Source organism: Caenimonas soli, from assembly GCF_013155545.1.
Classification (GTDB): Bacteria; Pseudomonadota; Gammaproteobacteria; order Burkholderiales; family Burkholderiaceae_C; genus Ramlibacter; species Ramlibacter soli.
On record NZ_JABJVV010000021.1, the window covers coordinates 75,463 to 99,768 of the forward strand.

Below are 24,306 nucleotides of genomic sequence, written 5' to 3' on the forward strand. Positions count from 1 at the left end.
GACGTCCACGGACCTTACTTGGCTGTGGGCATGACGAACTCCGCACCTTTCCCGATGCTTTCCGGCCAGCGCTGCATGATGGATTTCTGCTTGGTATAGAAGCGCACGCCCTCTTCGCCGTATGCGTGCATGTCGCCGAACAGGCTCTTCTTCCAGCCGCCAAAGCCATGCCAGGCCATGGGCACCGGGATCGGCACGTTGATGCCCACCATGCCGACCTGCACGCGGCGGCTGAATTCGCGCGCCACGTTGCCGTCGCGGGTGAAGCAGCAGACGCCGTTGCCGTACTCATGCGAGTTGATCAGCTCCACCGCGGCTGCCAGGTCCTTCACCCGGACGCAGCCCAGCACCGGGCCGAAGATCTCTTCCTTGTAGATCTTCATGTCCGGCGTGACGTTGTCGAACAGCGTGCCGCCCACCCAGAAGCCGTTGTCGCAGCCCGCGCCGGCCTTGGCGGCCTCGAACTTGCGGCCATCGACGACCAGTTTCGCGCCCTCGGTCTCACCCTGGCCGATATAGCCGGTGATGCGGCTGGCGGCGGCGCTGGAAACGATGGGCCCCATCTCGGCGTCCAGCTCGACGCCATTCTTGATCTTGAGCTGGCGGGTGCGCTCGGTCAGTTTCGGCATGATCTTGTCGGCGGCATCGCCCACCAGCACGCCCAGCGATATCGCCATGCAGCGCTCGCCGGCCGAGCCGAAGGCCGCGCCGATCAGCGCGTCGACGGCCTGGTCCATGTCGGCGTCGGGCATGACGACCATGTGGTTCTTGGCGCCGCCCAGGGCCTGCACCCGCTTGCCGTGGCGCGCGCCGGTTTCGTAGATCTTCTGGGCGATGGTGGTCGAGCCGACGAAGGAGATCGCCTTCACATCCGGATGCTCCAGCAGGGCGTCCACGGCGTCCTTGTCGCCCTGCACCACGTTGAATACGCCATCGGGCAGGCCGGCGCGCTTGAGCAGGTCGGCCATCATCAGCGACGCGGACGGGTCCAGCGGGCTGGGCTTGAGCACGAAGCAATTGCCCGCGGCGATGGCCACGGGGTACATCCACATCGGCACCATCACCGGGAAATTGAACGGGGTGATGCCGGCCACCACGCCCAGTGGCTGGCGCATCGTCCAGTTGTCGATGCCGGTGGACACCTGGTCGGTGTAGTCGCCCTTGAGCAGCTGCGGGATACCGCAGGAGAACTCCACGATGTCGATGCCGCGGCTGACCTCGCCCTGGGCGTCGGTGAAGACCTTGCCATGCTCGGCCGTGATGGCATGGGCCAGCTTGTCTTTTTCCTGGTTCAACAGCTCCAGGAACTTGAACATCACCCGGGCCCGGCGGATCGGCGGCGTGTCGGCCCAGGCGGGGAAGGCCGCTTGCGCGGCGGCCACCGCGTTGGCGACCTCGGCATTGTTGGCCAGCGCAACCTGGCCGGTCACGGCGCCTGTGGCGGGATTGAAGACTTCGGCACGGCGGCCGCTCTGGCCGGGGACGACTCGCCCGCCTATCCAGTGTTCGATGGAGGCGACGGTGGCGTTCGAGAGGGATTTTTCGGGTGCGTTCATGGCAAGGCTTTCCTGGGCAATAACAGCGCACCAGTCTATGCCTCACACCGGGCTTTGAGAATAGCCGTTTCTTGACTACATTGTTCAAATTGCTGAACAACAGACCTGAATGACCGCGCCGCCCACCACCGTATTTTCCGACCTTCACCTGCTGACGGTGCTGGCCCAGACCCGCAGTTACACGCAGGCGGCGCGCCGCCTGGGCATTTCCAAGGCGTCGGTCAGCATGCGCATTGCCGAGCTCGAGCGAGCCGCCGGCGTTCCGCTGGTGCGCCGCACCACGCGTTCAGTCGGTCTGACCGAAGCCGGCCAGCAATTGGTGGACGATACGCAGGGCGCGTTCACCCGCATCGAGCAGAGTTTTGCCAGCGTCAAGGACCTGGCGGGCACGCCGCGTGGCCTGGTGCGAGTCACGGCGCCGGTGGCCTTGGGCCGCCAGCACATCGCGCCGACCCTGGCCGGATTCCTCCGGCAGTACCCCGAGATCCGCCTGGAGCTCGAGCTCACGGACCGTTTCGTCAACCTCACCCAGGAAGGCTTCGACCTGGCCATCCGCCACACCCAGGCGCCGCCCGATACGCATGTGGCCTGGGTGCTGTGCGCGAGCCGCTCGGTGCTGGTGGCAAGCAGCGATTACCTGCGCCGGCACGGCGCGCCGTCGGAGCCGGCGGACCTGGCATCGCACCGTTGCCTGCTGTACCTGCGCGATGCGGCAAGCCAGAGCTGGTCATTCGAGCGCGAGGCCGGACGCAAGGCAGCGGAGAGCGTGATCGTCAACGTCAACGGGCCGCTGCGCGCCAACAACAGCGAAGTGCTGCGCGAGGCGGTGCTGGGCGGGCTGGGCATCGGCCTGCTGCCCGATTTCAGCGCCGCGCCATACATGGGTCCGCGCCAGCTGGTTCGGGTGCTGCCGCAGTGGCAGCCGCGCGGCTTCTTCGGCGAGCGGCTCTATGCCATCCGGCCCTGGGCGCCGCAGGTGCCGCGGGCCGTGCAGTGTTTCGTCGATCACCTGCGCCAGGCGATGGCGCAGGGGTTCGATCTCTAGGCCAGCCAGTCTTGAGGCACCCGCACCGGTAGGGAGAGCAGTATCTGCGCCATGCCCTTGCCCAGCGGGTCGTTGCGCAGCGACGCCATGCCGCCGCCATCGAGCGCGCGGGTGCACAGGAAGTTCATGGCGTGGATTCCCGGCACATCGAAGCGAGTAACCGAGCCCTGCACCAGGTGGGCCAGCCAGGTGGCTACCCGCGCCTCTGTCAGTTGCTCGCGCAGCAGCGGCAGCCATTCCGCACGGCGCGCAATGATGCCGATGTTGGAGCTGTCTCCCTTGTCGCCGCTGCGGCCCCAGGCCACCCGGATCAGAGGAACCTCGATCAGCGGACCGGCCGACGAGGTTGTCGCGGGTGTTTGCTCTGGCGGTGGTGGTGCCGGGACGGCGGCCTGTCCGGTTGGCACTGCCACAGGACTGACCTGATCTCCCGCGACGACCCGCGGCGCCACCGCACCCTTGTCCAGCAGGAAGGCGTATTGCTTGATCGCCGGCGCCGGTCGTGGCCGGCCGTCGGCGCCTGTCGTGCCCGGCGACCATGAAGTGCCGGCCGGCGCCACTTCGCGCGCGAACAGTTCCAGCGCGGCCTTCTGCGGGTGCATCACGGCGACCCGCAACACGGCCTCCCGCGTATCGCTGGTCCGCGCATGTGGCCCGAAATTTCCCTGCTCCGAACCCAGCACCTCGACCAGTGTCCGACTGTAGTCGGCCAAGCCATGTGTTGCGAACAGCTCGCGGGTGCGCTCCAGGATGGCCTCGCCGGTGCGCTGGGCCTTGCGCGCCGCATCCATGCCCACGATGGTCAGCTGCGCGCTGCAGCGAAAACCGTCGACATAGGTCGCGGACACCTTGTAGGCCGGTCCCGGCGGCAGGCCGCGCGCGCCCCGCACGCCCACCCGGTGTTCGCCGAGTTGCTCGAGCGTCACCTGGCTGAAGTCGCAGGTCACGTCGGGCAGCAGGTAGCGCCTGGGATCGCCGATCTCGTAGAGCATCTGTTCGCTGATGACGGCCGTGTTCACCAGACCGCCCGTGCCCGGCGGCTTGGTGGCGACGAAGCTGCCGTCGGCGCTGCATTCGATCACCGGGTAGCCGATGTGCGCCCAGTCGGGCACCGCCTCCCAGTCGGTGTGCAGGCCGCCGGTCGCCTGGCAGCCGCATTCGATGATGTGGCCCGCCAGGCTGCCCTGGGCCAGCCGGTCGTGGTCATCGGCGCTCCAGCCGAACTCGTGCATCAGCGCGCCCAGCGTCACGGCGCTGTCGACGCAGCGGCCGGTGATCACGATTTGCGCCCCCTGATCCAGCGCCTGCTTCACCGGCAGCGCGCCGAGGTAGGCATTCGCCGTCAGCAGCCGATCGGGCAACGGCGCGCCACTTTGCAATTCGCTCACGCCCTGCCCACGCAGCTGCGGGACCAGGGGCATCACGTCGTCGCCCTCGACCACCGCAATCTTGACCGCGAGTCCCTGCTCTGCGGCCAGCGCGGCGATGGCCCGGGCGCAGGCCTGCGGGTTCACGCCCCCGGCGTTGCTGATGACGCGGATGCGCTTGGCGACGACGTCGCGCAATACGGCCTTCATCGTCACAGTGACGAAATCGGTGGCGTAGCCCAGCTCCGGGTCCTTGCTGCGTGCCGCCGCCAGGATCGACATGGTGAGTTCGGCCAGGTAGTCGAACACCAGGTAATCGATCTCGCCATGGGCGACCAGCTGCGGCGCACCGACGCTGCTATCGCCCCAGAAGCCCGAAGCCCCGCCTATCCTCACAGTCCTGGACATCAGCGGCCTTTCCAAAGCGGCTTGCGCTTTTGCTGGAACGCCTGCTGGCCTTCCTTCGCGTCCTCGGTCAGCGTGAACAGCGCGATCTGGCTCTCGGTGAAGGACATCGATTCCTCGAAGCCCATGGATTCGATCTTTTTCATGGTGTAGAGGCCGCGCCGGATGGCGGCCGGTGATTTGTCCAGCAAGCGCTGCAGCAGCCAGTCCAGCTTGGCATCGACGTCGTCCGCGACGTAGTTGACCAAGCCATACTCCAGCGCTTGCGCCGAGGTCAGCGGCTCGCCTGTGAGGCACATCTCCGCCAGCTTGCGCCGGGGTATCAGGTGCTGCAGCACCGACAGGACCTGGGCCGGGAACACGCCCACCTTGACTTCGGGCAGGCCGAAGACGGCATGGCCGGCCGATACGGCCATGTCGCACATCGCCAGCAGGCCCATGCCGCCCGCCATGCAGGCACCATTGACACGGGCCACCAGCGGCAGGTTGCTGGCCTTGGCCCGGCGCAGCAGCAAGGCGAGCGGGGCATAGGGTTCGGAATAGTCGGTCGTGAATGGCTGGGCGGACTGGAGGTCGGCGCCGGCGCAGAAGGCCTTGTCGCCCGCTCCCGTGACCACGATGGCCCGTAGCGCCCGGTCGGCCTGGGCCGCGTCGATGGCCTGCACCATCCCCGTCAGCACGCCTGGGCTCATGGCGTTGCGGCGCTCTTCGCGCTGGATGATCAGCCACAGAACGGCGTCGCGCCGTTCGACCAGCAGCTCAGGGGTCGTGGTTTCGCTCATGCGCTCTCCTGGGTGAAATCGCTTTATAACCGGCGCATCGGTCGCTCCATGTCACCTCTGCAGCCGCGGGTCCTCTCCTACAGCGCCGGCCAGCCTGTGCAGTTAGGATGCAAGACTCCACATAGGACCTCGCCCCGCCTTCATGCCGGTAACCGCGCCCCGTATCGAACGCCACCCCGCGTCGGAAGGCCCGCGCGTGCGGGTGCTGGGCCAATGGACGGCGTCGCAGTTCGCGCGTCCCGGCCTGCTCGACGAATTGCGGTCGGAACTGGCCGGGGCTGCCGGGCCGTGGGACCTCAGCGAGGCGGAGCAGTTGGACCACGTGGGCGCCCAGGTGCTGTGGGACCACTGGGGGCGCCAGTGGCCCGAGCAGCTTGAGCTGCAACCCTCGCAGCGCGCAGTCTTCGAGCGCGTGGCTCGTTTCACGGTACCGCCACGGCAGCGCAAGCGGTCCAGCCCGCTGCGCAGCTACCTGGCCCTGGGCGCGTTCGTGCTGCACGCCGTCGACCACCTGAAATCCTTCGTGCGGCTGATTGGGCAGCTCACGCTGAATCTCGGGCGGCTGGCGCGTGCGCCGCAAGAGGGCCCCTGGCGCGATTTCTCCGGCCACCTGTACCGTATCGGCGGCACGGCACTGCCGATCACCGCCCTGGTGGGATTCCTCATCGGCGTGGTGCTGGCCTACCTCACGTCGCAGCAGCTCAAGCAGTTCGGGGCCGACGCCTACATCGTGAACATCCTGGGTATCGCCCTGATTCGCGAACTGGGGCCCATGCTGGCGGCCATCCTGATCGCCGGCCGGTCGGGATCGTCGATCACCGCGCAGATCGGCGTGATGCGCGTCACCGACGAACTCGACGCGATGCGGGTGATGGGCATCTCGCACAGCTTCCGCCTGGTGATGCCGCGGGCCATGGCCCTGGCCGTTGTCATGCCGCTGATCAGTGTCTGGACCACCCTGTGCGCCCTGGCCGGCGGCATGCTGGCCGCCGACGTGTCGTTGGGCATCACGCCGACGTTTTTCATGACCGCGCTGCCCGAGGCCGTGCACGTCAACAACCTGATGCTGGCCACTATGAAGTCGGTGGTCTTCGGCTTGTTGATCGCCCTGGTCGGCTGCCACTTCGGCCTGCGCGTCGAACCCAATACCCAGAGCCTGGGCGAAGGCACGACGGCATCCGTGGTCACCTCGATCACGGTGGTGATCCTGGTGGACGCGCTGTTCGCCGTCCTCTTCAAGAACGTGGGGGTCTGAAAGCCATGGAACCGGTTCTCACCCCCTTGCCCGCCCCAGGCGAGCCGATGGTGGAAATCCGCAAGCTGTGGACCGTGTTCACCACGCCCCAAAAACGCTTCGTGGTGCATCAGGATCTGGATCTCACCGTGCAGCCCGGCGAAGTCCTGGCCATCGTCGGCGGCTCGGGCACGGGCAAGACCGTGCTGCTGCGCCAGATCCTGGGATTGGAGGAGCCGACCCAGGGCGAGATCAAGGTGCTGGGCCAGCCCGCCGAACAGCTGGGGCAGAAGGGCGCGGCCAGCCGCATCGGCATGTTGTTCCAGCATGGGGCTCTGTTCTCCGCCTTCAGCGTGCTGGAGAACATCGCCTTTCCGTTGCGCGAGCTCAAGTCGCTGCCAGGCTCGCTGGTGCGCGAGGCGGCGATGGTCAAGCTGCAGATGGTCGGCCTCAAGCCCGAGGACGCCGACAAGATGCCGTCCGACCTGTCCGGCGGCATGATCAAGCGCGTCGCGTTGGCGCGGGCGCTGATCATGGACCCGCCGCTGCTGCTGCTGGACGAACCCACGGCAGGGCTGGACCCGGAGAGTTCCGACGGCTTCGTGACCTTGCTGCGTTCCCTGCACCGTGACATGGCGCTCACCGTGATCATGGTCACCCATGACCTGGACACGCTGTTCGAGCTGTCCACCCGCATCGCGGTGCTGGCCGACAAAAGGGTCATCATCGCGGCGCCGCCCAAGGAGGTGATCGCCTTCCAGCATCCCTTCATCCAGGAATTTTTTCTCGGCGAACGGGGCCAGCGCGCGATGGAGCTGTTGCGCGAGTATCCGTTTGCCGTGTAGAAGGAGAAAAGGCAGGTCCCTATGGAAAACAAAGCCCACGCCCTGGCGGCCGGCATCTTCGTCGTCGCCATCACCGCGCTGCTGGTGGCCTTGGCCGCCTGGCTCACGCGCGACACCGGCGACCGCGACATCTACGAAATCTCCACCCGCGAGACCGTGACCGGCCTGCAGTCGCAGGCTGCGGTGCGCTATCGCGGGGTGGACGTGGGCAAGGTCGCCTGGATCGGGTTCGATACCAAGACCCCGGGCAACGTGCTGATGCGCCTGGAGGTCGACCGCGAGGCGCCCGTCACGCGCGAGACCTTCGCCACCCTGAGCTACCAGGGCGTGACCGGCCTGGCCTTCGTGCAGCTGGACGACAGCGGCCAGCCGGCACCGCGCCTGCGCGGAGACGACGATCATCCGCCGCGCATCCCGCTCAAGCCCAGCCTGCTTTCCAAGCTCACCGACCGCAGCGAAGTGATCCTCGACGAGGTCGAGAAGGTGGCGAAAAGCCTGGGCCAGATGGTGGGCGAGGACAACCAGCGCCGCATCGCTAGCGCCCTCGACAACCTCGGCAGCGCCGCGGCCGACGCCAGCCAGCTGACAAAGCGGCTCGACGCCACCGTGAACAAGCAGCTCGATCCGGCGCTGGCCGAGGTAGCGGCTACCATGCGTTCGGTAAAGAAGAACGCCGACGAGGTTGGCAAGACGGCCACCGATTTTGGCAGTACCGCTCGCCGGCTCAACGAAAAGGACGGACCCATGGACCGCTTGGCCGAAGGCACGGAGGCGCTGTCGCACGCGGCGGATTCCTTCAATGCGGCGACCTTGCCCCGCATCAACCGTGTGACCGAGGACACCTCGAGAGCCGTGCGCCAGCTCAGCCGCACCGTCAACAACATCAACGACAACCCGCAGTCCTTGATCTATGGCTCGGGCCGCATCGATCCCGGTCCCGGTGAGCCTGGGTTTGCCGCGCCGGGGGCCGGCAAATGAGGTCGCTCGCGGCCGGATGGCTGCTTGCGTTCGCCGCCGTAGCGTTGCTGGTCGGTTGCGCCACGCCGGACAAGCCCGTGCGGGCCACCTTGTACGACTTCGGGCCCGGTGCAACGGCGTCGCCGCCGCAAGCCGTGCAATCCCTCCCGCCGCTAATGCTGGCCGACATCGAGGCTTCGGGGGCCCTGGATGGCTCGTCCGTGCTGTACCGGCTGGGCTATGCCGACGCGAACCAATTGCGCCCCTACGCCCAGGCGCGCTGGAGTGCACCACCGCCGCGACTCGTACGCCAGCGCCTGCGTGAGCAGCTCGCACGGGAACGGCCGGTGCTGGACCTGGGCGAGAGCGCGGCATTGGCACGCACCAATGGCGGCATGCCCCGCGTCTTGCGCATCGAGCTCGAGGAGTTCTCGCATTTCTTCGAATCCCAGACCCAGAGCTGGGGCCTGCTGCGCCTGCGCGCCACTTTGCTGGAAAACACCCCGTCCGGCGAAAAGCTGTTGGCACAGCGCACTCTCGTGGTCCGGCAGCCCGCACCCTCGGCCGATGCCGCGGGCGGGGTGCGGGCGCTGGCCGCCGCCACCGATGCAGCCGCCGGCGAAATCGGCCAATGGTTGCTGCAAACGCGCTGAGATGAATAGCAGGCCTGCTGCATGCCGACCCTCGCCATAGAACATCAGCTGCGAGCCCGTGGCCTGGAGCTGCTGGGCCCTTGCGCCGGGCTGTCGCAGCAAACAGAGCTACTGCAGACGTCGGCGCTGCTGCGCGATTTCACGCCCGCCGAAGCCGACCTGCTGGGCGCCAGCATGCTGCGGGTGCGGGCGCAGCCGGGCCAGACGCTGATCGCGGAAGGCGAGGCAAGCGACTGGATGATGATGCTGCTGCACGGCACCGTGGACGTCGGAAAGCGCAAGATCGGCGCCGAGATGGACAAGGAAGAGCCTGGAGACATCACCCGCCTCGCGGTGCTGAAGGAGGGCGCCGTCATCGGCGAGATGTCGATGCTGGACGGCGAGCCGCGCTATGCGAGTTGCTGGGCCCTGAGCGAGGTCGAGGCGGCCGTGCTGACCCGCATGGCGGTGGCTCGCCTGATCAGCACCCATCCCAGTGTGGGCGCCAAGCTCTTGGTCAAACTCACCCAGTTGCTGGCCCAGCGATTGCGCAATACCAGCAACCAGCTGGTCAAGGTGCTGCAGAAGATCGGCAAGGACGCGGCGCTCAACGCCCCAGGCCCAGGCCCGGGAACAGCTTGAGCAAGCCCACGGCCATCACTTCGACCGCCAGCGCCGCCAGGATCAGCCCCATCAGCCGGGTCATCACGTTGATGCCGGTCTTGCCCAGGACACGGGCGATGGGATCGGCCAGCGCAAAACACAGCGCGGTGGCCAGCCCGATCACCACGCCATAGCCCACCAGCGCTGACATCTGCAGGAAGGTCTGGGCCCGCTCGGCATAGATCACCACGGTGGACATCGTGGCAGGCCCCGTGAGCAGCGGGATGGTCAACGGGACCACGGCGATGCTGGCGCCCATCGCCGCTTTCTGTGCGCCGTCTTCGAGCTCGTGCGTGTGCGGCTTGGCCTCGGCCGGCTGGGCATTGAGCATGTTCATCGAGCTGATCAGCAGCAGCATGCCGCCACCCACCTGGAAGCTGGCCAGCGAGATGCCGAAGAACTCCAGGATCTGCAGCCCCAGCAGGGCGCTGGCGGCGATCACCAGGAAGGCGCTGAGCGAGGCGGTGATGATCGTGCCCCTCTTTTGCGCCCGCGAAAAGCCTTGCGTGTAGTGGATGAAGAACGGAACGATGGCCAGCGGGTTCACCACCGCCAGCAGGGTCACCAGGGGTTTGAAATCCATCCGCCTACTCTTTGGGCTGGCTAGTCATCGGCCTCCCGAGACATCGAGGAGGGACATGGTGGTGTAGCTGGCCTGCGGCGACAGCAGCCAGACGATGGCCTCGGCCACTTCCTGCGCCGTTCCGCCCCGCTGCATCGGCACCTGGTGCGCGAGTTGCTGCACGCGGTCCGGGATGCCGCCCGACGCGTGGATATCCGTTTCGATCAGCCCGGGGCGCACCGCGTTGACGCGTATGCCTTCGGCTGCCACTTCCTTGGCCAGGCCGACCGTGAAGGCATCGATCGCGCCCTTGGCCGCCGCGTAGTCCACGTATTGGCCCGGTGAGCCCAGGCGCGAGGCGGCGCTGGAGACGTTGACGATCGCACCGCCGCTGCCGCCATGCCGCGTGCTCATACGGCGGATCGCCTCGCGCGCGCAGACGATGGAGCCGATCACGTTGATGTCGAACATGCGCTTGAGGCGGGCCACGCTCATCTCCTCCACCCGCGCCGTCATGTCGACGACACCGGCGTTGTTGACCAGGGCCGTGAGCCGGCCCAGCTGGGTGTCGATCTGGCCGAACATGGCGAGCACCTGTTCTTCGTGCGCCACGTCGGCCTGTACCGCGATGGCCCGCGCACCCGCGGCGCGAAGCTCGCTCACCACCGCCTCGGCCGCCGCCGAGTTGGCCGCGTAGTTCACGGCGACCGCATAGCCCCTGCGTGCCGCCAGCAGGGCCGTGGCGGCGCCGATGCCGCGGCTGGCGCCGGTGACCAGTAACACCTGCTCCACATTCGTCTCCTGCAAGAATCCCGCGGTTAAGCTACAACCGCGTGTGCGCCATTACAGCACTACAGGAGACCGACATGGGCAATTTCATAGACCTCAAGGCCGCCGACGGATTTGTCTTTCCGGCGTATGTGGCCGAGCCCGCGGGCCGGCCCAAGGCGGGCGTCGTGGTGGTGCAGGAAATCTTCGGCGTCAATTCGCACATCAGGTCCGTGGCCGACGGCTATGCGGCCGAGGGCTATCTCGCGGTTGCGCCAGCCACCTTCCACAGGGTGAAGCCGGGCGTGGATCTGGGCTATTCGCCCGACGACATGAGCGCCGGCATGGCGCTCAAAGCGGCCGTGGAGGCTTTGCCCGCGCCCGGCGTCATGCGGGACCTTCAGGCGGCGGCCCAGCACGCGGCCCAGGCGGGCAAGGTCGGCATCGTCGGCTACTGCTGGGGTGGCTTGCTGACCTGGCGCGCAGCCTCCATGCTGGACGGCTTGTCGGCCGCAGTGCCCTATTACGGCGGAGGGATGACCACACCCGACGAGGTCGCGCGCCAACCCAGGGTGCCGGTGATGGCGCATTTCGGCGACCAGGATCACTGGATCTCGCTGGAGAGCGTCGAGGCCTTCAAGCGGGCTCACCCCGAAGTCGAGGTTCACCTCTACCACGCCAATCACGGTTTCAACTGCGACCAGCGCGGCTCCCACGACGCGGCCTCCGCCAAACGGACGCGCGAGCGCACCCTGGCTTTCTTCGCCCGGCATCTCGGGTGATGATCGCGCGCCGGTTCGCTCGCGCGATCGCCCTGATCGCATTCGCCGGCGCGGCGCATGCCGCCGACTACAGCGGGCCGCTGTTCGATGCGCATCTGCACTACAACGACGAGGCGCAGTCCCCGCATCCGCTGGCCGACGTGCTGGACCGCATGCAGCGCAACGGCGTCAAGGCGATCATCGCCAACTCGCGGCCCAACGACGGCACCAAGGCCCTGGCCGCGTCGCCGCAAACACGGCAGGCCGGCGTGACGGTGGTGCCCTTCGTGCGGCTGTACCGCAACCGCGCCGACTACGACAACTGGTTCCGCGACGAATCGATCTATGAAATGGTGCAGGCCGAACTCGCGCGCGGCACCGCCGCGGGCCCATTCCGCGGCCTGGGCGAGTTTCACCTGTACGACAGCGGCAACGCCAATGGACCGGTAGCCAGGAAGCTGATGGCGTTGGCCGAGGAGAAGAACCTCGCGGTGCTGGCGCATGTGGACGATGTCGCCATCGATCTGCTGATGGCGAACACGCCGTCCAAAGGACAGAAGCTGCGCCTGATCTGGGCGCATACGGGCATAGGCGGCGCGCCGGCAGCGCGCGTGGACCAGCTGTTCGCCCAGTATCCGCTGCTCATGGGGGAGCTGTCGTATCGGCCCGGCCTGACCTGCGAGGGCGGCAAGCTGTGCCCCGAGTGGCGTGCCTTGCTGTTGAAGTATCCGAGCCGCTTCATGATCGGGTCCGACACCTGGGTCAACCAGCGCTGGCTGTACTACGACGAGTTGATGAAAGGCTACCGCACTTGGCTGGGCGACCTCCCCGCCGAGGTGGCGCGCCGGATCGCCTGGGACAACGGCGCCAGCCTGTTCGCGGTGAAATGATCCAGCTGCACTACTACCCCAGCACCGCCGCGATGGTGCCCCATATCCTGCTCGAGGAGCTTGGCGCGCGCTACGAGCGGGTGCTGGTCGATCGCACCGTGGACGCGCACAAGCGGGTCGACTACCTCCGGCTCAACCCCAACGGGCTCATCCCCGTGCTGACCGATGGCGACCTGGTGCTGTACGAGACGGCGGCCATCGTGCTGCACCTTTGCGATACGCATCCCGACAGCAGGATGGCCCCGCCCCTCGCCACCGCCGAACGCGCGCATTTCTACAAATGGCTGATGTGGCTGACCAACACGCTGCAAATGAGCCTCATCGTCTACTTCTATCCGGAGCGCTGGATGGACGAGGGAAACGCATCGGGCGTGGCGCAGCTCAAGGCGCATGCCGAGCGCAAGGTCGCCGGCTTGCTCGATCAACTCGACGCTGAACTGGCGCGGCACGGCCAGCCCTGGTTTGCGGGCGCCGCTTACAGCGCGCTGGATGCGTATGTGTTCACGCTGTGCCGCTGGACCCGCAACTTCAAGAACGAGCCGCCGGCACGAACCCGCCCGCAGCTCGGCCCCTACCTGCAACGCATGCTGGCCCGGCCAGCGGTGCAGCGTGTGCTGCACAACGAAGCGCTGGCCGCGCCCTTCGTCTAGGAGCCCTGCGCTTTCCCGTTCTGCTGGGGCCGGCCCGCCTCGTCGCGGTACGCCTCTTCGATCTGTTCCACCAGCGATTCGGGCCGGGTCGCCTCCTCCAGGGCCCGTACCTGGGGATCGTCCGTGACGTGGGCGCCAACCTTCTTGGCGATGCGCTCCAGGATCTGCAGCATCTTGGTGTTCTCCTGCTCGGACAGCAGGTTGATCTGCAGGTCCAGCTGGTTGCGCCGCTCGCTGATCCGCATGTCGTAGTTCTGGCTGATCAGGATGAAGGTGGAAAGAAAGATCGCCTCCAGCGACACCACCAGGGTGAGGAAGGTGAAGGGGTAGGGGTCGAATGGCTGGAACCACGGCAGGCTGTTGTAGGCAATCCAGCCGGCAAAAAAAATGACGTGGAGCCAGACGAAGCTCATGCGCCCGCAAAAGCGCGCGATCGCCGAGGCCACCCGGTCGGCGCCGTTGCGCTTGGCCATCGAGGCCTTCTCGAGCTGGTGCATCGCCTGCACGTTCTGCCGGGTGACGTCGTCCTCGGTTTCGGCCCGGCGGTACGCCGGATCGTGCTCGGCGCGGTTGTGGCGGCGAGGAGTGTTCATGCCAGTTCCTTGTCGAGGGCCTGCTGCAGGCTCAGTGCATTATGAGCCGCCGCGCCGGCTGCCGTGTTGTCGAAGATGCACCAGACAATGATTCCTTCGCGCAGCGCGAGCGCCATGCGCCGCGCCAAAGCGGCAATCAAGGCCGGCCCGTACGCCGAGTAGTACATGCGCGGCGAGCCGTGCAGCCGCAGGTAGACCAGCCCGGGCCAGCCGCCGGGCAGGGCACCGGCCTCATGGCGGACCGGGTCCGCCAACACCCGGGCTATGCGGTGCCCGGCCAGGAACTCCTCGGCCCGCGCATCGAACCAGGTGGAGTGGCGCGGCTCGGCGCTGATGGCCCCCGGCCAGCGCTGGCGCAGCGCATGAAAGAAGTCGGCAGCGCTGGCCGGATCGAATGCCAGGCCGGGCGGCAGCTGCACCAGCAGGCAGCCCAGCCGCGAACCCAGGCCGCCGGCCTGCGCCAGAAAATCGTCGAGCAAGGGCTCGCAGCCAAGCAGCTTGCGCTCGTGGGTGATGGTCTTGGGCAGCTTTACGCAGAAGCGGAAGTCCTGCGGAACGCTTTCGGCCCAACGCGCATAGGTGGCCCGGCTGTGCGGCCGGTAGAACGAGGAGTTGATTTCGCAGGTGTTCAAGCGCGTGGCATAGCGCTGCAGATGCGAGCCCTGCGCGCCGAAGGCGTTTTGCACTGCGGCCGGCAGGCTCCAGCCTGCGCAGCCGATATAGCTCAGCCGCGGCGCCACTAGCGGGCGCTGCTGCGCGCCAGATAGCGTTTGCGCCAGAACACCACGCCCAGCGCCACCGCGATCAGCGTCATGGTCCCCAGGGCCCACCAAAACCCCAGCTGAACGTGGATCAAGGGCAGGAATTCGAAGTTCATGCCGAAGATGCCGGCGATGAGGTTCAACGGCAGGAAGATCGCCGTGAGGGCCGTGAGCGTGCGCATGATGTCGTTGGTGCGATGGCTCTGCGCGGAAAAATGGATTTGCACCGCCGTCTCCGCCGCCTGTTCGATGCGCCGCACATGATGCACCACGCGCTGGATGTGTTCGATCACGTCGCGGGCGCGGGCAATCAGGCCGTCGCGTTCGGCCTGCGACAGCGCCATGGGGGGCTGCTCGCGCGCCGTGTCCAGCCATTCCTGCATGGCGTCGTTCTGCTCCTCGCACAGGTCTTCCAGGGTGTGCAGTTCGGCGCGAGCGGTCAACAGCGCGTTCCAGTTGGCGGTCTCGGAGCGCGGCCGCAGCAGTTCCTGCTGCCAGCGATCCATCTCGGCGCTCAAGTCCTTGCGCAGATCCAGGTAGCTGTCCACCATCACGTTGATCATGCGCAGCATCAGGTCCGAGGGGCTGGCCGGCAGGCGGCTGCGGCTGACGACCACCGCCCCATCGGACTGCACCGCATCGGCCAGGTAGCGCTCGATGAATGAGCGCGCCGTGAAGCAGCCGGAGGGGTGTACCGTGATCAGCAGGTGGTCGAACGTGGCGAATCCGACGGCCCGCGTACGGATCCGCTGGAATGCGGCCAGTGAATTCGCGGGGTTGGCGGGAGCGGCGCCGCCGTTCAGCTCCACATCGACCTCGCGCGCCGTCGCCAGCCGCCGGAACACCACCACGTCGTAGATCGAGGTGTAGTCGTAGTTGGAGGGATGCGCGCCGTTCAGCAAGTCCTGCACGTGCAGATCGAGCAACGCCGAGCCGCCCAATCGCAGCGCCGCTTCCTGCAACCGGGGAAGCTCCTCTTGCAGTGTTTCGCGGTCCAGGTAGATCCAGACGAAGCCCGCCTTCGGCGCCGCCTCCGGCACCTGTTCCAGGAATCTCAGGGTGCCGGAAGCGAACTCGACGATATGCATGCCCCGATTCTCAGGCTTTCAGCCGGCGTGCGGCTTCCAGGGCGAAATAGGTCAGCACACCATCGGCGCCGGCGCGCTTGAAGGCCAGCAAGCTTTCCATCATCACCGCGTCATGGTCCAGCCAGCCGTTTTGCGCCGCCGCCTTGAGCATGGCGTATTCCCCGCTGACCTGGTAGGCGAAGGTCGGCACGCGGAATTCGTCCTTGACCCGCCGCACCACGTCCAGGTAGGGCATGCCGGGTTTGACCATCACCATGTCCGCGCCCTCGGCGATGTCCATGGCGACCTCGCGCAGCGCCTCATCGGTGTTGCCCGGGTCCATCTGGTACACCTTCTTGTTGCTCTTGCCCAGGTTGGCGGCCGAACCGACGGCATCGCGAAACGGCCCATAAAAGGCGCTGGCGTACTTGGCGCTGTAGGCCATGATGCGGGTGTGGATGAGGCCCCGGCCTTCCAGCGCCGAGCGGATCGCGCCGATGCGCCCGTCCATCATGTCGCTGGGCGCGACGATGTCCACGCCCGCCTCGGCCTGGGTCAGCGCCTGGCGCACCAGCACTTCGACGGTTTCGTCGTTGAGGATGTAGCCGGTTTCGTCGAGCAGCCCGTCCTGACCGTGGCTGGTGAAGGGGTCCAGCGCCACGTCCGTCATGATGCCCAGGCCGGGAAACCTGGTTTTGAGTTCGCGCACCGCGCGCGGCACCAGCCCGTCGGCATTCCAGGCTTCCTGGCCATCGACGGTCTTGAGCTGGGGATCGATGACCGGGAACAGCGCCATCACCGGGATGCCATGGGCGACGCACTGCTCGGCCACGGGCAGCAACAGGTCCAGGCTGAGGCGCTCCACGCCGGGCATCGAGGCCACGGCTTCGCGCCGACCGCGCCCGTCCAGCAGGAACACGGGATAGATCAGGTCGTGCGTCGTCAGGGCGTTTTCGCGTACCAGGTTGCGGGTGAACTCGTCGCGGCGTAGGCGCCGTGGACGGCCTTGGGGGTAAGGGGCGTGAAGGCTCATGCGGGAATTTTGCTCCAACTGCCGCAAAGTCCCCGGATTGCCCGTCCAACCTGGCGTTAGGTGTACTTCCGTACATGATTTGCATGACAAGTCTGTGCACAGACAGGTAAAACTCGCTCCTTGCTCTTGAATCTGAGCGGGTGGTTTGTTAAATTACGGCTGGGCGGCTTGCCGCTCCCCGCTTTTCCTCCCTGAGCGGGTGCCTTAATGTGTGACAGCAACGAGGCTTCCCACCCCGGCCATTTGAGCCGGGGTTTTTTTTGCCTTGTATTATTTCCCTACACTTCGCCCCATGCTCTGGGTCAAGTCCTTGCACATCGTGTTCGTCGCCAGCTGGTTCGCCGGGCTGTTCTACTTGCCGCGGATTTTCGTCAACCTGGCAATGGTGCCGGCGGATTCGGTGGCGGAGCGTGAGCGGCTGCTGCTGATGGCGCACAAGCTGCTGCGATTCACCACCCTGTTGGCGATACCGGCGCTGGGGTTCGGTGTCTGGCTCTGGCTGGGGTACGGCATAGGCCGCGGCCCCGGCAATGGCTGGATGCACGCCAAGCTGGCCGTTGTGCTGCTGGCAGTGGGCTATCACCATGCCTGCGGAGTTCTTTTGCGCCGGTTCCAGTCGGGTGCGCCGCATCGCAGCCACACCTGGTTCCGCTGGTTCAACGAGCTGCCGGTGCTGCTGCTGCTGGCCGCGGTCGTGCTGGTCGTGGTCAAACCGTTTTGATGTCCTCGCCGACGCACAAGACTTCGGCCTGGCCGCTTTCCCAGGCCTACGCCGCGCTGATCGTCTACGCCAGCCTCTATCCGTTCACGGGCTGGCGCGACCAGGGCATCGCCCCCTGGGAGTTCCTGTGGAGCCCGCTGCCCAAGTACTGGACCGCCTTCGACGTCGCTGCCAACGCGGGTGGCTATGTCCCGCTGGGGTTCCTGCTGGCCTTGAGCTTCTTGCGGCGAGGCGGGCAAAGTCTTGCCCCGGCCGACCGGGTGGTGGCCATCGCAGTCGCGACCCTGGCGGCCGCCGGGCTGTCGCTGGCCATGGAGGCGCTGCAGACTTATCTGCCGTCGCGCGTGCCCTCGAACGTGGATTTCGTCCTCAATGTGGCTGGGGCGCTGTTGGGGGCCGTGGTGGCCGCAGCCCTGGAGATGGTCGGGGCGATCGATCGCTGGAGCCGGTTTAGGGTGCGCTGGTTCGTCGAGGACGCCCGCGGCGCCTTGGTGCTGCTCGCGCTCTGGCCGTTCGCCCTGCTGTTTCCGGCCGCGGTCCCGTTCGGGCTGGGGCAGGTGCTGGAACGGCTGGAGGCCGCCCTGGCCGAGTGGTTGCTGGACACCCCTTTTCTCGAGTGGTTGCCGGTTCGCGACATCGAGTTGCAGCCCCTGGTCCCAGGGGCGGAATTGATCTGTGTGGCCTTGGGCGCGCTCATTCCCTGCCTGCTGGGTTATTCGGTGATCCGGTCGATAGCACGCCGCGCCCTGTTCGCGCTGGCTGCGGTCGCGGTGGGGGTGGGGGCCACAGCCTTGTCAGCGGCGCTGAGTTGGGGTCCGGCGCATGCCTGGGCCTGGCTCAGCCTGCCGGTGCAGCTGGGTTTGCTGGCGGCGATGGTACTGGCGGCGGCGGCGCTTCCGGCGCCTCGCCGGGCATGTGCTGCCCTGGTGCTGGCGGGACTGGTCCTGCACCTGAGCCTGTTGAACCAGGCGCCCGCCAGTGCCTACTTCGCCGACACCTTGCAGGCCTGGGAGCAGGGCCGGTTCATCCGCTTCAACGGCCTGGCGCAATGGCTGGGCTGGACGTGGCCTTACGCGGCGCTGTTCTATGTGCTGCTCCGTGTCTCGCGCGGCGACCCGCAAAATAGAATGGCTACATGAGCGATGCGAACTCCTATTACGAACGCCACATCTTTTTTTGCCTGAACGAGCGAAAGAACGGCGAGGCCTGTTGCGCCCAACACCATGCCCAGCAAGCCTTCGACAGGTGCAAGGCACAGGTCAGGTTGCAAGGCCTGGCGGGGCCCGGCCAGGTTCGCGTCAACAAAGCCGGTTGCCTGGATCGCTGCGCCGCCGGGCCGGTGGCCGTGGTCTATCCCGAGGCCGTCTGGTACACCTATGTCGACGAGCAGGACATCGACGAGATCGTCGAGTCGCACCTCAAGAACGGCAAGGTGGTGGAGCGCTTGCTGACACCGCCGCATCTGGGACGCTGACACGATGAATTCCCAGACCCGGCGCTTCCGGCTGGCCGGCCCGGCCGGAGTCATCGAAGCCCTGCGCGATGAACCGATGGACGCCGCCTCCAAGGGCACGGCCGTGATCGCGCATCCGCACCCTTTGTTCGGCGGGACCATGGAAAACAAGGTCGTGCAGACCCTGGCCCGCGCCTTCGTCCTGGCCGGCTGGACCGCCTTGCGCTTCAATTTCAGGGGCGTGGGCGCGACCGAAGGCCAACACGATGAGGGCCGCGGCGAGCTGGACGACATGCTGGCCGTGGTGGCGGCAGAGGCGCCTCCCGGCCCATTGGCACTGGCGGGGTTTTCCTTCGGCGGTTCGGTGGCCGGGTTGGCGGTCGACAAGCTTTGGCCGGTGCGTGCCATCGACAAGATCGTCCTCGTCGGCACCGGCGTTTCGCGTTTGATGCTTCCCGCACTCCCCGCCGAGGCCCACGATCGCGCGCTGGTGATTCATGGCGAGCAGGACGACACGGTTCCGCTCTCCGCCGTCATGGACTGGGCCCGCCCGCAGTCACTTCCCGTTACCGTGGTTCCGGGGGGCGGTCATTTCTTTCACGGACAATTGCCCCTCCTCAAAAGTCTCGTGGTCCGCCACCTCCGTTCCTGAAGTCCCCGTTCCCATGAAAAAAATTACGCAGGCCCTGGCCGCGTCCATCCTTGCCCTGTTCTGTTTCGCCGCAGCCGCGCAAACACCCCAGCCTCCGGAGATTGCCGCGCGCAGCTACCTGCTGCTGGATGTCACGGCCAACCAGATGCTGGCGGCGCGCGATATCGACGTTCCGGTCGAGCCGGCTTCGCTGACCAAGCTCATGAGCGCCTACCTGGTGTTCGACGCGCTTCGCAGCAAGAAGATCGACCTGAAGCAGACCCTTCCCGTGAGCACGCGGGCCTGGAAGATGCCCGGCTCGCGCATGTTCATCGACCCCAGCATGCAGGTGCCGGTCGAAGACCTGATCAAGGGGATGATCGTCCAGTCGGGCAACGACGCGACGGTGGTGCTGGCCGAAGGAGTGGGCGGCACCGTGGAGCGCTTCGTGCAGCTCATGAACGAGCAGGCCAAGGCCCTGGGCATGAAAGCCACCAGTTACCGCAACCCCGAGGGCTTGACCGAGGCCGGCCACACCACCACCGCTCGCGACCTGGGCATCCTGTCGACGCGGCTGATCCAGGACTTTCCTGACTTCGTGAACTACTACACGATCAAGAAATACCGCTACGAGGGCACGCCCACGGCCAACGACACCAACCGCAACATGCTGCTGTTTCGCGACCCGACGGTCGACGGCCTGAAGACCGGGCACACCAACGCCGCCGGCTACTGCCTCATCGCCACGGCCAAGCGTGACTTCCCGAACGTCGGTGCCCGCAGGGTGATGGCCATCGTGCTGGGCGCCACCAGCGAAAACGCGCGCGCCAACGAGGCCCAGAAGCTGCTCAATTGGGGCTATACCGCCTACGAGGCCATCAAGCTGTTCGATGCGAACCAGGCCGTGGTCACCCCCGAGGTCTGGAAAGGCACCCAGAAAACCGCCAAGCTGGGCCGGCCCCAGGCCGTGGTGGTGGCTGTGCCGGCCGGCACGGCCATGCGGGTCAAGACCCAGGTCGCCCGGCCCGATCCCTTGATCGCGCCCCTGACCAAGGGCCAGGTCGTCGGGACCCTCAAGATCAGTTCGGGCGACCAGCCTCTGCTGGACGTCCCCTTGATGGCGCTGGAGACGGTCGAGCAGGCCGGTGTTCTCAGCCGGGCCTGGGATGCCCTGCGGCTCTGGATTAAGTAACGCCCATTGAGCGTTTTCCCCGACCGGGATATACTCGAGGGCTTTCCCGCAATTTGGGGCGGGAGAAGCTTTCCTGTAAGTTTTTCTATTTATCGACGTTTAGGGACGTTTAATGCCAACCATCAATCAACTCGTGCGTCACGGGCGGGAGGTCGAAAAGACCAAATCCAAGAGCCCGGCGATGCAGAACAGCCCCCAGCGCCGGGGCGTGTGCACCCGCGTGTACACCACGACGCCAAAGAAGCCGAACTCGGCGCTTCGTAAAGTTGCCAAGGTGCGCCTGACCAACGGTTTCGAAGTCATTTCCTACATCGGCGGCGAAGGCCACAACCTGCAGGAGCACTCGGTGGTGCTCGTGCGCGGCGGCCGCGTCAAGGACTTGCCCGGTGTGCGTTACCACATCGTGCGCGGTTCGCTGGACCTGCAAGGCGTGAAAGACCGCAAGCAGTCCCGCTCCAAGTACGGCGCCAAGCGTCCGAAGAAGGCTTAAGAGTTTTTTAGTTTGTCGGTGCTCGTTCGGCCCTGGCAGGCTGAATGTGCGTAGTGACCCGAAGCGCGGAATTGTCTGTGTGGGTCGAGTAAGCGGGGGCCTGATGGCTCTCTAGGCTCCCGGAAGGGGCAGGCCAGCTGAAGCAAATATAGAGGTGAAAAAATGCCACGTCGTCGCGAAGTCCCTAAACGTGAAATCCTGCCGGATCCCAAGTACGGCAATGTCGAGCTCGCCAAGTTCATGAACGTCATCATGCAAGGCGGCAAGAAGGCGATCGCCGAGCGCATCGTCTACGGCGCGCTCGAGCAGATCGAGAAGAAGAACCCCGGCAAAGACCCGGTGGAAGCCTTCACCATGGCGATCAACAACGTCAAGCCCATGGTCGAGGTGAAGTCCCGCCGCGTCGGCGGCGCCAACTACCAGGTGCCCGTCGAAGTGCGCCCGGTTCGCCGCCTCGCGCTGTCGATGCGCTGGCTGAAGGAAGCCGCCAAGAAGCGCGGCGAGAAGTCCATGGCGTTGCGCCTGGCCAACGAACTCATGGAAGCCACGGAAGGCCGCGGCGGTGCCATGAAAAAGCGTGACGAAGTGCACCGCATGGCCGAGGCGAACAAGGCATTCAGCCACTTCCGCTTCTAAAAACCGTCCCCATCTGGAGTACGGGCCCGCCACGAGCGGGCCTGTGCCCGTTTAACGAAAGATTATCATGGCCCGCAAAACGCCTATCGAGCGCTACCGCAACATCGGTATCTCGGCTCACATCGACGCCGGCAAGACGACGACGACCGAGCGCATCCTTTTCTACACCGGCGTGAACCACAAGATTGGCGAAGTGCACGACGGCGCTGCCACCATGGACTGGATGGAGCAGGAGCAGGAGCGCGGCATCACGATCACTTCCGCCGCCACCACCTGCTTCTGGAAGGGCATGGACCTGTCCTTCCCCGAGCACCGCATCAACATCATCGACACCCCCGGCCACGTGGACTTCACCATCGAGGTGGAGCGTTCCATGCGCGTGCTGGACGGCGCCTGCATGGTGTACTGTGCCGTGGGCGGCGTGCAGCCCCAGTCGGAAACCGTCTGGCGCCAGGCCAACAAGTACCGCGTGCCGCGGCTCGCGTTCGTCAACAAGATGGACCGGACCGGCGCCAACTTCTTCAAGGTCTACGAGCAGATGAAGACCCGGCTGAAGGCCAATCCCGTGCCCATCGTGATCCCGATCGGCGCCGAGGAGAACTTCACCGGAGTGGTCGACCTGCGCAAGATGAAGGCCATCTACTGGGACGAAGCCTCGCAAGGCATGAAGTTCAACTTCGCCGAGATCCCGGCCGAGCTGGTCGAGCAGGCCAAGGAATGGCGCGAGAAGATGGTCGAGGCCGCGGCCGAAGCCAACGAAACGCTGATGAACAAGTACCTGGAAGAGGGCGATCTGACCGAAGATGAGATCACCCTGGGCCTGCGCACCCGTACCATCGCCGGCGAAATCCAGCCGATGCTGTGCGGCACCGCGTTCAAGAACAAGGGTGTGCAGCGCATGCTGGACGCCGTGATCGAGCTCATGCCTTCGCCGGTGGACATTCCCCCCGTCAAGGGCATGGACGACGACGAAAAGCCGGTCACCCGCCGTGCCGACGACAACGAGAAGTTCTCCGCGCTGGCGTTCAAGCTCATGACCGACCCGTTCGTCGGCCAGCTGACGTTCGTTCGCGTCTACTCGGGCGTGTTGTCCAAGGGCGACAGCGTCTACAACCCGATTCGCGGCAAGAAAGAGCGCATCGGCCGTATCGTGCAGATGCACGCCAACAACCGCCTCGAAGTCGACGAAATCCGCGCCGGCGACATCGCTGCCTGCGTGGGCCTGAAAGACGTGACCACCGGCGAAACGCTGTGCGACCCCAGCTCCATCGTGATGCTGGAACGCATGGTGTTCCCCGAGCCCGTGATCGCCCAGGCAGTCGAGCCCAAGACCAAGATGGACCAGGAAAAGATGGGCATTGCGCTCAACCGCCTGGCCGCTGAGGATCCTTCGTTCCGCGTCAAGACCGATGAAGAGTCGGGCCAGACCATCATCGCCGGCATGGGCGAGCTGCACCTGGAAATCATCGTCGACCGCATGAAGCGCGAGTTCGGCGTGGAAGCCAACGTGGGCAAGCCCCAGGTGGCTTACCGCGAAACCATCCGCAAGACGGTGGAAGACAGCGAAGGCAAGTTCGTTCGCCAGTCCGGCGGCAAGGGCCAGTACGGCCACGTCGTGCTCAAGATCGAACCGAACGAAGCCGGCAAGGGTTTCGAGTTCGTCGACGCCATCAAGGGCGGCGTGGTGCCGCGCGAGTACATCCCGGCGGTGGAAAAGGGCGTCATTGAAGCCCTCAACAGCGGCGTGCTGGCGGGCTACCCGGTTGTGGACGTGAAGGTCACGCTGCACTTCGGCTCCTACCACGACGTCGACTCGAACGAAAACGCGTTCAAGATGGCCGCCATCTTCGGTTTCAAGGAAGGCTGCCGCAAGGCCGGCCCCGTCATCCTCGAGCCGATGATGTCGGTGGAAGTCGAGACGCCTGAAGACTATGCCGGCAACGTGATGGGCGACCTGTCCTCACGCCGCGGCATGGTGCAGGGCATGGAAGACATGGTTGGCGGCGGCAAGGTCATCAAGGCCGAGGTCCCGCTGTCCGAGATGTTCGGCTACTCGACCACGCTGCGCTCGATGTCGCAGGGCCGCGCCACGTACACGATGGAGTTCAAGCACTACAGCGAAGCTCCGCGCAACGTGGCGGAAGCAATTGTGGCGGCAAGGACCAAATAAAAACCCGAGGACAAGGCGGCGAAGCTGCCTTGTTCTCACCTTGTTTGTTCTGCGACTGCGTGCCCCCCGTTGCCCGTGGCGGGGGAATCAGCAACACAGTGCAGACGTTAAACCTCACACGGGCATTGCTCTTTGGAGATCAGAAATGGCAAAAGGAAAATTCGAGCGTACCAAGCCGCACGTCAACGTGGGCACGATTGGCCACGTGGACCATGGCAAGACGACGCTGACGGCGGCCATCACCTCGGTGCTGGCGGCCAAGTTCGGCGGCGAGGCCAAGGCGTATGACCAGATCGACGCGGCTCCGGAAGAAAAAGCGCGCGGCATCACCATCAACACCGCGCACGTCGAGTACGAGACCAAGAACCGCCACTACGCGCACGTGGACTGCCCCGGCCACGCCGACTACGTCAAGAACATGATCACCGGCGCCGCCCAGATG

27 protein-coding genes are annotated in these 24,306 nt (G+C 66.0%); 18 read left to right on the forward strand and 9 right to left on the reverse strand.

All coding sequences use genetic code 11. From position 1 onward, the window contains the following. Positions 1 to 14: 14 nt before the first annotated feature. A complete protein-coding gene (locus HNE04_RS24765; protein ID WP_172225559.1) occupies positions 15 to 1,556 on the reverse strand; it encodes a CoA-acylating methylmalonate-semialdehyde dehydrogenase in 1,542 nt (513 codons plus the stop codon). A 109-nt stretch (positions 1,557 to 1,665) separates the two neighbouring features. Here HNE04_RS24765 and HNE04_RS24770 point away from each other — a divergent pair, with 109 nt between their 5' ends. After that, a complete protein-coding gene (locus HNE04_RS24770; protein ID WP_172225562.1) occupies positions 1,666 to 2,601 on the forward strand; it encodes a LysR family transcriptional regulator in 936 nt (311 codons plus the stop codon). Here the strand turns inward: HNE04_RS24770 and HNE04_RS24775 are convergent. Continuing rightward, positions 2,598 to 4,376, reverse strand: a complete 1,779-nt coding sequence (locus tag HNE04_RS24775) for an acyclic terpene utilization AtuA family protein (RefSeq protein ID WP_407926622.1) — start codon at positions 4,374 to 4,376, stop codon at positions 2,598 to 2,600. The two genes, HNE04_RS24770 and HNE04_RS24775, sit on opposite strands and share 4 nt — an antisense overlap. Beyond that, a complete protein-coding gene (locus tag HNE04_RS24780; RefSeq protein WP_172225565.1) occupies positions 4,376 to 5,155 on the reverse strand; it encodes an enoyl-CoA hydratase/isomerase family protein in 780 nt (259 codons plus the stop codon). Before HNE04_RS24780 ends, HNE04_RS24775 begins: the two co-directional genes overlap by 1 nt. A 142-nt stretch (positions 5,156 to 5,297) precedes the next feature. On the opposite strand from HNE04_RS24780, the gene HNE04_RS24785 reads away from it, so the two are divergent. The 5 genes from HNE04_RS24785 to HNE04_RS24805 are packed head-to-tail and all read left to right on the forward strand — an operon-like array spanning position 5,298 to position 9,465. Continuing rightward, a complete protein-coding gene (locus tag HNE04_RS24785; protein WP_172225567.1) occupies positions 5,298 to 6,410 on the forward strand; it encodes an MlaE family ABC transporter permease in 1,113 nt (370 codons plus the stop codon). Between the two features lie 5 nt (positions 6,411 to 6,415). Then, positions 6,416 to 7,234 (forward strand): ABC transporter ATP-binding protein, encoded by an 819-nt coding sequence (locus tag HNE04_RS24790; protein WP_172225570.1) that lies wholly within the window; start codon positions 6,416 to 6,418, stop codon positions 7,232 to 7,234. Positions 7,235 to 7,255: 21 nt separating this feature from the next. Next, on the forward strand, positions 7,256 to 8,212 hold the full coding sequence (locus tag HNE04_RS24795; RefSeq protein WP_172225573.1) for an MlaD family protein: 957 nt from the start codon (positions 7,256 to 7,258) through the stop codon (positions 8,210 to 8,212). Continuing rightward, on the forward strand, positions 8,209 to 8,844 hold the full coding sequence (locus HNE04_RS24800; RefSeq protein WP_172225576.1) for an ABC-type transport auxiliary lipoprotein family protein: 636 nt from the start codon (positions 8,209 to 8,211) through the stop codon (positions 8,842 to 8,844). Before HNE04_RS24795 ends, HNE04_RS24800 begins: the two co-directional genes overlap by 4 nt. A 21-nt stretch (positions 8,845 to 8,865) precedes the next feature. Beyond that, on the forward strand, positions 8,866 to 9,465 hold the full coding sequence (locus HNE04_RS24805) for a Crp/Fnr family transcriptional regulator (protein WP_172225579.1): 600 nt from the start codon (positions 8,866 to 8,868) through the stop codon (positions 9,463 to 9,465). Here HNE04_RS24805 and HNE04_RS24810 read toward each other — a convergent pair. Together HNE04_RS24810 and HNE04_RS24815 are read right to left on the reverse strand one after the other, a co-directional pair. After that, positions 9,431 to 10,069 (reverse strand): MarC family protein, encoded by a 639-nt coding sequence (locus HNE04_RS24810; RefSeq protein WP_172225582.1) that lies wholly within the window; start codon positions 10,067 to 10,069, stop codon positions 9,431 to 9,433. The two genes, HNE04_RS24805 and HNE04_RS24810, sit on opposite strands and share 35 nt — an antisense overlap. Positions 10,070 to 10,093: 24 nt before the next feature. Beyond that, positions 10,094 to 10,840 carry an SDR family oxidoreductase gene (locus tag HNE04_RS24815; protein ID WP_172225585.1) on the reverse strand — a complete coding sequence of 249 codons (747 nt, stop codon included), beginning with the start codon at positions 10,838 to 10,840 and terminating at the stop codon, positions 10,094 to 10,096. 74 nt (positions 10,841 to 10,914) lie between these two features. On the opposite strand from HNE04_RS24815, the gene HNE04_RS24820 reads away from it, so the two are divergent. The 3 genes from HNE04_RS24820 to HNE04_RS24830 are packed head-to-tail and all read left to right on the forward strand — an operon-like array spanning position 10,915 to position 13,117. After that, a complete protein-coding gene (locus HNE04_RS24820) occupies positions 10,915 to 11,598 on the forward strand; it encodes a dienelactone hydrolase family protein (protein WP_172225588.1) in 684 nt (227 codons plus the stop codon). Then, the gene (locus tag HNE04_RS24825; RefSeq protein ID WP_172225591.1) at positions 11,598 to 12,467 is read left to right on the forward strand and encodes an amidohydrolase family protein; all 870 of its coding nucleotides are present in this window, start codon (positions 11,598 to 11,600) and stop codon (positions 12,465 to 12,467) included. Before HNE04_RS24820 ends, HNE04_RS24825 begins: the two co-directional genes overlap by 1 nt. After that, positions 12,464 to 13,117 carry a glutathione S-transferase family protein gene (locus HNE04_RS24830; RefSeq protein WP_172225594.1) on the forward strand — a complete coding sequence of 218 codons (654 nt, stop codon included), beginning with the start codon at positions 12,464 to 12,466 and terminating at the stop codon, positions 13,115 to 13,117. The genes HNE04_RS24825 and HNE04_RS24830 overlap by 4 nt, the downstream gene beginning before the upstream one ends. On the opposite strand, the gene HNE04_RS24835 is transcribed toward HNE04_RS24830, so the two are convergent. Genes HNE04_RS24835 through hemB form a run of 4 tightly spaced genes read right to left on the reverse strand, consistent with a single transcriptional unit; the run spans position 13,114 to position 16,571 of the window. Next, positions 13,114 to 13,710, reverse strand: a complete 597-nt coding sequence (locus HNE04_RS24835; protein ID WP_172225597.1) for a DUF1003 domain-containing protein — start codon at positions 13,708 to 13,710, stop codon at positions 13,114 to 13,116. The two genes, HNE04_RS24830 and HNE04_RS24835, sit on opposite strands and share 4 nt — an antisense overlap. Then, positions 13,707 to 14,450, reverse strand: coding sequence for a DUF72 domain-containing protein (locus HNE04_RS24840; protein WP_328700409.1), 744 nt, complete (start codon positions 14,448 to 14,450; stop codon positions 13,707 to 13,709). Before HNE04_RS24840 ends, HNE04_RS24835 begins: the two co-directional genes overlap by 4 nt. Next, positions 14,450 to 15,559, reverse strand: coding sequence for a magnesium transporter CorA family protein (locus tag HNE04_RS28225; RefSeq protein WP_235965383.1), 1,110 nt, complete (start codon positions 15,557 to 15,559; stop codon positions 14,450 to 14,452). The genes HNE04_RS24840 and HNE04_RS28225 overlap by 1 nt, the downstream gene beginning before the upstream one ends. 10 nt (positions 15,560 to 15,569) lie before the next feature. Beyond that, the gene (gene hemB / locus HNE04_RS24845; RefSeq protein ID WP_172225603.1) at positions 15,570 to 16,571 is read right to left on the reverse strand and encodes a porphobilinogen synthase; all 1,002 of its coding nucleotides are present in this window, start codon (positions 16,569 to 16,571) and stop codon (positions 15,570 to 15,572) included. A gap of 292 nt (positions 16,572 to 16,863) precedes the next feature. On the opposite strand from hemB, the gene HNE04_RS24850 reads away from it, so the two are divergent. The 9 genes from HNE04_RS24850 to HNE04_RS24890 all read left to right on the forward strand — a co-directional run. Then, entirely contained in the window at positions 16,864 to 17,292 is a 429-nt protein-coding gene (locus HNE04_RS24850; RefSeq protein ID WP_172225606.1) for a CopD family protein, read from the forward strand. Next, positions 17,292 to 18,431, forward strand: a complete 1,140-nt coding sequence (locus tag HNE04_RS24855) for a VanZ family protein (RefSeq protein WP_172225609.1) — start codon at positions 17,292 to 17,294, stop codon at positions 18,429 to 18,431. Before HNE04_RS24850 ends, HNE04_RS24855 begins: the two co-directional genes overlap by 1 nt. Then, positions 18,428 to 18,766: a (2Fe-2S) ferredoxin domain-containing protein gene (locus HNE04_RS24860; protein ID WP_172225613.1), complete on the forward strand. Its 339-nt coding sequence runs from the start codon at positions 18,428 to 18,430 to the stop codon at positions 18,764 to 18,766. Before HNE04_RS24855 ends, HNE04_RS24860 begins: the two co-directional genes overlap by 4 nt. 4 nt (positions 18,767 to 18,770) lie before the next feature. Then, entirely contained in the window at positions 18,771 to 19,397 is a 627-nt protein-coding gene (locus tag HNE04_RS24865) for an alpha/beta hydrolase (RefSeq protein WP_172225616.1), read from the forward strand. Positions 19,398 to 19,410: 13 nt separating this feature from the next. Next, positions 19,411 to 20,568 carry a D-alanyl-D-alanine carboxypeptidase family protein gene (locus HNE04_RS24870; RefSeq protein WP_172225619.1) on the forward strand — a complete coding sequence of 386 codons (1,158 nt, stop codon included), beginning with the start codon at positions 19,411 to 19,413 and terminating at the stop codon, positions 20,566 to 20,568. A 112-nt stretch (positions 20,569 to 20,680) separates the two neighbouring features. Then, positions 20,681 to 21,058 (forward strand): 30S ribosomal protein S12, encoded by a 378-nt coding sequence (rpsL, locus tag HNE04_RS24875; RefSeq protein ID WP_145895503.1) that lies wholly within the window; start codon positions 20,681 to 20,683, stop codon positions 21,056 to 21,058. A 162-nt stretch (positions 21,059 to 21,220) separates the two neighbouring features. Continuing rightward, positions 21,221 to 21,694: a 30S ribosomal protein S7 gene (gene rpsG, locus HNE04_RS24880; protein ID WP_153586108.1), complete on the forward strand. Its 474-nt coding sequence runs from the start codon at positions 21,221 to 21,223 to the stop codon at positions 21,692 to 21,694. Between the two features lie 67 nt (positions 21,695 to 21,761). Then, positions 21,762 to 23,864 carry an elongation factor G gene (gene fusA, locus HNE04_RS24885; protein ID WP_172225622.1) on the forward strand — a complete coding sequence of 701 codons (2,103 nt, stop codon included), beginning with the start codon at positions 21,762 to 21,764 and terminating at the stop codon, positions 23,862 to 23,864. A 145-nt stretch (positions 23,865 to 24,009) separates the two neighbouring features. Further along, on the forward strand, positions 24,010 to 24,306 hold a 297-nt coding region (locus HNE04_RS24890), incomplete at its 3' end, for a GTP-binding protein (protein ID WP_172225625.1).